Raw genomic sequence first — 6,540 nt, 5'->3', positions numbered from 1 at the left:
TGGTGGTGCAGGAAATGTGGGGCTAGGGGCCCACCGCGGCGGGGGCCATAGCCGCTGTGCTGGCGGTGGCCTGGAGCTTTTCGGCCATCACGGTGGCCAATGTGCGCAGCAAGGAAACGCGCAAGCTGCTGATCCGGCTGGGGCCGGCCATGATCGGCAGCGGATTGCTGCTGGTGCTGGTCGGGCTGCAGCTGGACCAGGTTGCGGTGGTGGTGGCGGGACAGCTGATCATCGGCGCCGGCTTTGGCACCTGCAACGGCTATCTCAACCTCACCATGATGGAAGCGGCCAGCGATGCCGAGCGTGACCGCACTTCGGCGCTGATGCCGACCACCCAATCGGCCGGCAATGCCATCGGCGCGGCTTTGGCCGGCGTGGCGGCGAATTCGGGCGGCATGGCCGTTGCCGCATCGGCCGCCGACGTCAAGCTGGCGGTGATACCGGTCTATATGCTGGGGGTGGTGGTGGCGACACTCGCCTTTGCCGCAGCCTGGCGCATGGTGGGCATGATCCGGCCGCAGGATGTCAATTCGAGCTTCGCGGCGGGCTGACGCGGCGCTATTGCGGAAACACCCGGGCCAGCCGCCGCGGCGAGATCACCGTCGGCCGCCGCCGGCGTTCCACCGCCTTGCAGGTCTTGATGATGGAGCGGATGCGCTTGACTACGCCGATGCCGATCCCCGGCAGCTTCAGCAGGTCGGGACCTTCGAGCGCATCCACCTCGCCCAGGGTCTTGAGGCCCGCGGTCTGCAGCAGCTTGCCGATGCCGTCCTGGTCGCGCAGGTCGATCACCGCGATCTGCTGCCATTTGACTGCGCTACGCAGCCACGCCCGATAACTATCTGCCATGGCGATGCTATACCGGCTCGGCGCCGGTAAAGCCACGCCTAGCGGCCGAGAAACCGCTCCATGCCAAACGGCCTGACGTCGATAGCCGGCTGTTCGCCCGTCATCGCCTGCGCCAGAAGTTCGCCCGTCGCCGGGCCGAGCGTGAAGCCGTGATGGGCGTGGCCGATGCCCACGAACAGCCCCTCATGCCGTGGCGCCTTGCCGATGATGGGCATCATGTCGGGCGTGCAGGGGCGCGCGCCTTTCCACGGCTCGGGGTCGAGCCGCTCGCCCAGCGGGAACAATTCCCGGGCCGCGCTCTCGGCCCGCCCGAGCTGGATCGGTGTCGGCGCCGCGTCGCGCATGGCGAATTCCGCGCCGGTGGTGAGACGAATGCCGCGCGCCATCGGCGCCAGCACATAGCCCACTTCCGCGTCGAGGATCAGTTGGTTGAGTTTGGCCCCGCCCTCGGTGCCATAATGCATGTGATAGCCGCGCTTGACGAAGAGCGGCAGCCGATAGCCCAATTTGTCGAGCACATCAGGCGCCCATGGCCCCAGCGCAATCACCGCCTGCCTGCCGCTATGGCGGACCCCGTTGACCTCCGTGGTCCACACGCCGCCATCCTGGGTGAGCCCGCTAGCCGCGCCGGCAACGAAGGTGCCGCCCAGTCGCTGGAACAGCTTGAAATATTCGCCCACCAGCGCCCCGGGGTCGCGCACCGTCCACGGATCGGTCCACAGGATCGCCCCGGCCAGCCCGCCCTTGAGACTGGGCTCCATGGTCTTGAGTTCGGGCCATTCGACCACCTTGTGGGCAATGCCGAATTCCGCCTGGTCCGCCCGCGCCTTCTCGGCCTCGTGGCGCAGACCCTTGTCGCTGCGGAAGGCCAGCAGCCAGCCGGATTTGCTCACCAGCGCCTCGGCATCAGGCCCGGCCTCAGCCATCAGGTCAGCATGGGTGACGATCGAGCGGCCGATCAGAGGGGCGTAGCTCTGCACCACCTTGCGGTAGCTCTCGGGCGAGGACGCCCACCAGTATTTGAGCAGGGCCGGCGCCAGCCGTGGCAAGGCAAGCGGCTCATAGCGCGCCGCGGTGCTCAGGTGCAGGCCCACCTGCATCAGCATGGCGAGGTCGCGCGGAAACGGATGCGGCCGCACACCTTCGCGCTGGATGATGCCGGCATTGCCGAAGCTGGTCTCGCGCCCGGGCGCATTCTTGTCGATCAGCGTGACGCTGCGGCCGCGCCGCAGCAGGTGAATACCCGTCGCCACCCCGACAATGCCGGCCCCCAGAATGATGACGTCGTCCATGCCTGCCTCGCTGCAATAGTTAGGGCGATGCTAGCACAGCATTTCCGGGAATTTCATGCATTCGGCGAGCCTGCGCCCTGCGCTGCGCAATGGCATTCGAGAAAAGTCCGACGCCGCGCAATGGCGTCCCGCTCCCCGCCCACCAACATTGTCGGATTTCTTCAATCTCGCGGCGGACCCTCCAGCTAAACCTTGGCCATCAACCCAAGGAGTTCCGCCATGACCACCACCGCAAAAGTCCTCGCCGCCTCCATCCTGGCCCTCGTCGCCGCCCAGCCCGTGCTCGGTGCCGAAACCATCGTCACCCTCGACCAGGGCATTGTCGGGACGCTGTCTGTCCCCGAAGGCGGCGCCATTGGCCCGGCCGTGGTGATGCTGCATGGCTTTGCCAGTTCCCGCGACGAGATCGGTGGCATTTTCGCGGCCCAGGCGGCGGCTTTGGCCGAGGCCGGCATCGCCTCGCTGCGCATCGATTTCCGCGGCTATGGCGACAGCAATGGCGTCAGCGAAGCCTCGGTCACCATCGATCGCATGCTCGAGGATGCCGCGATTGCCCGCACCCACCTGGCTTCCGTCGAGGGTGTGGACCCGGACCGCGTCGGCGTCATCGGCTACAGCTTCGGCGCGGCCATCGCCATGCTGGACCAGGAGCACTATCCGGCCATCGTCACCTGGGGCCAGATGGGCGATCTCAAGGGCGAATTCGTCGAATTCCTCGGCCAGGAGGCCTTCGACACGGCCCGTTCCACCGGCAATTACACTGTCGATCTGGGCTGGCGCGTCATCTCGCTCGATGCCCCGTTCTTCGACAGCGTCGAAAAGCACGACCTGGCTGCGGCCTTTGCCGGCTTCGATGGCCTGTTCCTGACCGTTGCCGGCGCCGAGGATCCGGCGGTCAACTATTTCGAGCAGTATCTCGGCCTGGCCAGGGGCCCCAAGTCCTCGCTGGTCATCCCTGACACCGACCACATGCTGGGCGTCTATAGTGACCAGCCCGAAATCGGCGCCCAGGTCGTCGCCGAAACCACGGCATGGCTGGGTGACAACCTCTGAGCCGGTTCAGGCCTGCCGCGCTCCACCGAAGACGACGACTTCGCCGTCTTCCTTGGTGAAGGGGCCGATATCGGGGTTTTCGAGAATTTCGAGCACCACCTCGCTGGGCCGGCACAGCCGCACGCCCAGCGGGGTCACCACGAAGGGGCGATTGAGCAGGACGGGGTGGGCAGCGATGGCGTCGAGCAGGGCGCCATCATCGAGCTGCGGATTATCCAGCCCCAGTTCCGCATAGGGCGTGTCCTTCTGCCGCAAAGCCTGCCGCAAGGTCAGCCCTGCCGCACCCACCAGTTCCATGATCCGCTCACGGCTCGGCGGTGCCTTGAGATATTCGATCACCTCGGGCTCGACGCCCGATTGCCGGATCATCGCCAGCGTGTTGCGCGAGGTGCCGCAATCGGGGTTGTGATAGATGGTGACGGTCATGTGCGGAGCTCCTGATCGGGTCGAAACAGCCAGCCCGCCAGAACAGTGGCGAGCAGCGCGCCGGCGAGCTGGGCGGCGATGAAGGCCGGCGCGTCCACCGGCCTGATGCCGGAAAAACTGTCGGTCAGCGTGCGGGCCAGCGTCACCGCGGGGTTGGCGAAGGATGTCGAGGCCGTGAACCAATAGGCGGCGGTGATATAGAGCCCCACCAGCCAGGGCAGCGCGGATGCCGCAAAGCGCAAACCCGCCGCGATGGTCAGCAGCAGGCCGAACGTCGCCACGCCCTCGGCCAGCCATTGCCCGCCGCCGGTGCGGGCGTTGGTCGACCAGGCCAGCAGCGGCTCGGCGAACATGGCATGCGCCGCCATGGCGCCCGCTGCGCCGCCCAGGATCTGCACCACGATATAGGCCAGGGCCGTCGCGGCCCCGAGCTGTCGGCCCAGGAGCGCCGCCAGCGTTACCGCCGGGTTGAACTGCGCCCCCGAAATCGGCCCCAGCATGCTGATCAGCACCACCAGCATGGCGCCGGTCGCCAGCGTATTGCCGAGCAGGGTCACGGCCACATCATCGGTCAGCCGCTCCGCCATGATGCCGGAGCCGACGACCGCCATGACCAGCAGGCCCGTGCCAAGCGCTTCGGCCGCCAGGCGGCGCGGCAGATCAAACGGCATCACGTCGGGTGTATGGGTGCTCATGCGACATTGGAGGATTTGGTGGTCGTGCCATCCATGGCGCCGATGCCCTCGAGGCGGGAATTGAGCGCCATGCGGTCGATGCTTGCCAGCGGCAGGTTGACGAAGGCGCCGATGCGGTTGCGCAGGTAGCGCAGCGTGGCGGCAAAGGCGGCGCGGCGCTGGAAATCGGTGCCCTCCACCGCCGCCGGGTCTTCGAGGCCCCAATGGGCGGTCATCGGCTGGCCCGGCCAGATCGGGCAGGCTTCATTGGCGGCGTTGTCGCAGACGGTGAAGACGAAATCCATGACCGGAGCGCCCGGCACGGCGAACTCTTCCCAGGATTTGGAGCGCAGGCCATCGGTGGCAATGCCTGCCGTGGCGAGGGTCTCCAGCGTCAGTGGGTGCACGCTGCCCTTGGGCGTCGAACCGGCGGAAAAGGCGCGGAAGCGGCCCTCGCCGACATGGTTGAGCAGGGCCTCGCCCAAGATGGAGCGCGCCGAATTGCCGGTGCACAGAAACAGCACGTTATAAATGCGGTCAGACATGGCTTGCCTCCTTGGGGCTGCAGCAGGGGGTGAGGTCGGCGATGACGGGCTCGCACAGTTCCGGCCGGCCATCGCAACAGTCCCGCACGAGGAAGGTCGTGATCTCGCGCACGCGATGCAGCTCGGCGCGATAGCTGATGCTGCGGCCATGGCGCTCGGCCGCGATCAGCCCGGCGCGATTGAGCACCGACAGATGAGTGGACAGCGTATTCTGCGGCACATCGAGCTGCGCGGCGATCATGCCCGCCGGCACGCCATCCGGCTCATGCTGCATCAGCAGCCGAAACACCGCCAGCCGCGTCGGCTGCGACAGGGCGGCGAAAACGGCAATGGCGTCGGTTGATTCCATATATCGAGATATATCGATCTATTGTGACGGGTCAATGACAGCCGCCATGGCCGGCGGGCGGCTGAAACCGGGTGACACGGAATATCACCGCGCTATTGTACCCTGCACCGTTCAGCGCTTGCCTGACCTTCACGGTCACCCGAAGGAGGAGTTACTCATGGCACCTGCCAAGCCGCCCTATCGTGCCGACATCGTCGGCAGTTTCCTGCGCCCCGACAGCATCAAGGCGGCGCGCAAGGCACGCGCCGAAGGCAACGGCATGAGCGCCGATCAGTTGCGCGCCATCGAGGACGAGGCGATCCGCGACGTCATCCGCATGCAGGAAGATGCCGGCCTCAAGGCGGTAACCGATGGCGAGTTCCGCCGCGCCTGGTGGCATTTCGATTTCATGGGCATGCTCAACGGGCTCGACATCATCCAGCGCGAAGGCGGCGGCATCCAGTTTCATGGCGTGGCCACCAAGGCCGACGTGCCTGTGATCACCGACAGGCTGAGCTTTCCGGCCGACCACCCCATGCTGGAGCATTTCAAGTTCGTCGCCGCCAATACCAGCGTGACGCCGAAGATCTCCATTCCCGGCCCCAGCGCGATCCACTTCCGCATTGCCGACGCTGACATTGCCGTCCACGACTACAAGCACGACGCCGAGGCCTATTTCGAGGACATCACCGCGACCTACAAGGCCGCTGTAAGCGCCTTCTACGACGCCGGCTGCCGCTACCTGCAGATGGACGATATCTTCTTTGCCTATCTTTGCGACCCCAAGATCCGCGCCGAGCGCAAGGCCAGGGGCGAGGACCCCGATTGGCTGATCGGCCGCTATGCAAAAATGATGCACGACGCCATTGCCGACCGACCCGGGGACATGCTGATCGGCATGCATATGTGCCGCGGCAATTTCAAATCCACCTGGGTGGCCGAAGGCGCCTATGACCCGGCGGCCGACGCGATCTTCAACCAGACCGATGTCGACATCTATTTCATGGAATATGACACGGAGCGCGCCGGTGGGCTCGAGCCGCTGCGCCTTTTGCCCAAGGGCAAGAAGCGCGTGTTGCCCGGCTTCATCACCACCAAAACGGCGGAACTCGAAGATATCGACGACCTCAAGCGCAAGTTCGAGGCAGCGAGCAAATATGTCGATATCGGGCAGCTGGGCATCGCCCCGCAATGCGGCTTCGCCTCCACCGAGGAAGGCAATTCCATCACCATGGACGACCAGAGGCGCAAGCTCGACCTGGTGGTGAAGACTGCGGAATCCATCTGGGGCCAGGTCTAGACGCGCCGGTGCGGGCACCGAAGGGGCCCCGTCGCAACCTCCCCTTCAGTCCTCAAGCCGCAGGAGGCTGGGA

The 6,540-nt window shown here is 66.0% G+C and carries 9 protein-coding genes; 3 read left to right on the top strand and 6 right to left on the bottom strand.

Translation table 11 applies throughout. The features are described 5' to 3' along the window. The first annotated feature begins 56 nt into the window (after window positions 1-56). Window positions 57-551: a hypothetical protein gene (locus IH615_RS15960; protein ID WP_291363295.1), complete on the top strand. Its 495-nt coding sequence runs from the start codon at window positions 57-59 to the stop codon at window positions 549-551. Window positions 552-558: 7 nt separating this feature from the next. On the opposite strand, the gene IH615_RS15955 is transcribed toward IH615_RS15960, so the two are convergent. After that, on the bottom strand, window positions 559-849 hold the full coding sequence (locus tag IH615_RS15955) for a hypothetical protein (protein WP_291363293.1): 291 nt from the start codon (window positions 847-849) through the stop codon (window positions 559-561). Between the two features lie 38 nt (window positions 850-887). After that, the gene (locus IH615_RS15950) at window positions 888-2,141 is read right to left on the bottom strand and encodes an FAD-dependent oxidoreductase (RefSeq protein ID WP_291363291.1); all 1,254 of its coding nucleotides are present in this window, start codon (window positions 2,139-2,141) and stop codon (window positions 888-890) included. Between the two features lie 219 nt (window positions 2,142-2,360). Here IH615_RS15950 and IH615_RS15945 point away from each other — a divergent pair, with 219 nt between their 5' ends. Next, a complete protein-coding gene (locus IH615_RS15945) occupies window positions 2,361-3,194 on the top strand; it encodes an alpha/beta hydrolase (protein ID WP_291363289.1) in 834 nt (277 codons plus the stop codon). Between the two features lie 6 nt (window positions 3,195-3,200). On the opposite strand, the gene arsC is transcribed toward IH615_RS15945, so the two are convergent. The 4 genes from arsC to IH615_RS15925 are packed head-to-tail and all read right to left on the bottom strand — an operon-like array spanning window position 3,201 to window position 5,188. After that, window positions 3,201-3,620: an arsenate reductase (glutaredoxin) gene (gene arsC / locus IH615_RS15940; protein WP_291363287.1), complete on the bottom strand. Its 420-nt coding sequence runs from the start codon at window positions 3,618-3,620 to the stop codon at window positions 3,201-3,203. Next, window positions 3,617-4,291 carry an MIP/aquaporin family protein gene (locus IH615_RS15935; RefSeq protein ID WP_291363297.1) on the bottom strand — a complete coding sequence of 225 codons (675 nt, stop codon included), beginning with the start codon at window positions 4,289-4,291 and terminating at the stop codon, window positions 3,617-3,619. Before IH615_RS15935 ends, arsC begins: the two co-directional genes overlap by 4 nt. A 20-nt stretch (window positions 4,292-4,311) precedes the next feature. After that, the gene (locus IH615_RS15930; RefSeq protein WP_291363285.1) at window positions 4,312-4,839 is read right to left on the bottom strand and encodes an arsenate reductase ArsC; all 528 of its coding nucleotides are present in this window, start codon (window positions 4,837-4,839) and stop codon (window positions 4,312-4,314) included. Next, window positions 4,832-5,188: a metalloregulator ArsR/SmtB family transcription factor gene (locus IH615_RS15925; protein ID WP_291363283.1), complete on the bottom strand. Its 357-nt coding sequence runs from the start codon at window positions 5,186-5,188 to the stop codon at window positions 4,832-4,834. The genes IH615_RS15930 and IH615_RS15925 overlap by 8 nt, the downstream gene beginning before the upstream one ends. A gap of 157 nt (window positions 5,189-5,345) precedes the next feature. On the opposite strand from IH615_RS15925, the gene IH615_RS15920 reads away from it, so the two are divergent. Continuing rightward, entirely contained in the window at window positions 5,346-6,467 is a 1,122-nt protein-coding gene (locus IH615_RS15920) for a 5-methyltetrahydropteroyltriglutamate--homocysteine S-methyltransferase (protein WP_291363281.1), read from the top strand. The last annotated feature ends 73 nt before the right edge of the window (window positions 6,468-6,540 follow it).

Source organism: Devosia sp., assembly GCF_014860165.1.
Lineage (GTDB): Bacteria > Pseudomonadota > Alphaproteobacteria > Rhizobiales > Devosiaceae > Devosia.
Note: the sequence above shows the minus strand (reverse complement) of the source record. Positions and strands in the feature narration are given on the sequence as shown.

What these genes read in the sequence shown, in the direction of transcription:
- IH615_RS15945 (WP_291363289.1), top strand. Translation starts at nt 2,361, where the DNA reads ATGACCACCACCGCAAAAGTCCTCGCCGCCTCCATCCTGGCCCTCGTC.
- IH615_RS15925 (WP_291363283.1), bottom strand. Translation starts at nt 5,188, where the DNA reads ATGGAATCAACCGACGCCATTGCCGTTTTCGCCGCCCTGTCGCAGCCG.
- IH615_RS15930 (WP_291363285.1), bottom strand. Translation starts at nt 4,839, where the DNA reads ATGTCTGACCGCATTTATAACGTGCTGTTTCTGTGCACCGGCAATTCG.
- arsC (WP_291363287.1), bottom strand. Translation starts at nt 3,620, where the DNA reads ATGACCGTCACCATCTATCACAACCCCGATTGCGGCACCTCGCGCAAC.
- IH615_RS15935 (WP_291363297.1), bottom strand. Translation starts at nt 4,291, where the DNA reads ATGCCGTTTGATCTGCCGCGCCGCCTGGCGGCCGAAGCGCTTGGCACG.
- IH615_RS15950 (WP_291363291.1), bottom strand. Translation starts at nt 2,141, where the DNA reads ATGGACGACGTCATCATTCTGGGGGCCGGCATTGTCGGGGTGGCGACG.
- IH615_RS15920 (WP_291363281.1), top strand. Translation starts at nt 5,346, where the DNA reads ATGGCACCTGCCAAGCCGCCCTATCGTGCCGACATCGTCGGCAGTTTC.
- IH615_RS15955 (WP_291363293.1), bottom strand. Translation starts at nt 849, where the DNA reads ATGGCAGATAGTTATCGGGCGTGGCTGCGTAGCGCAGTCAAATGGCAG.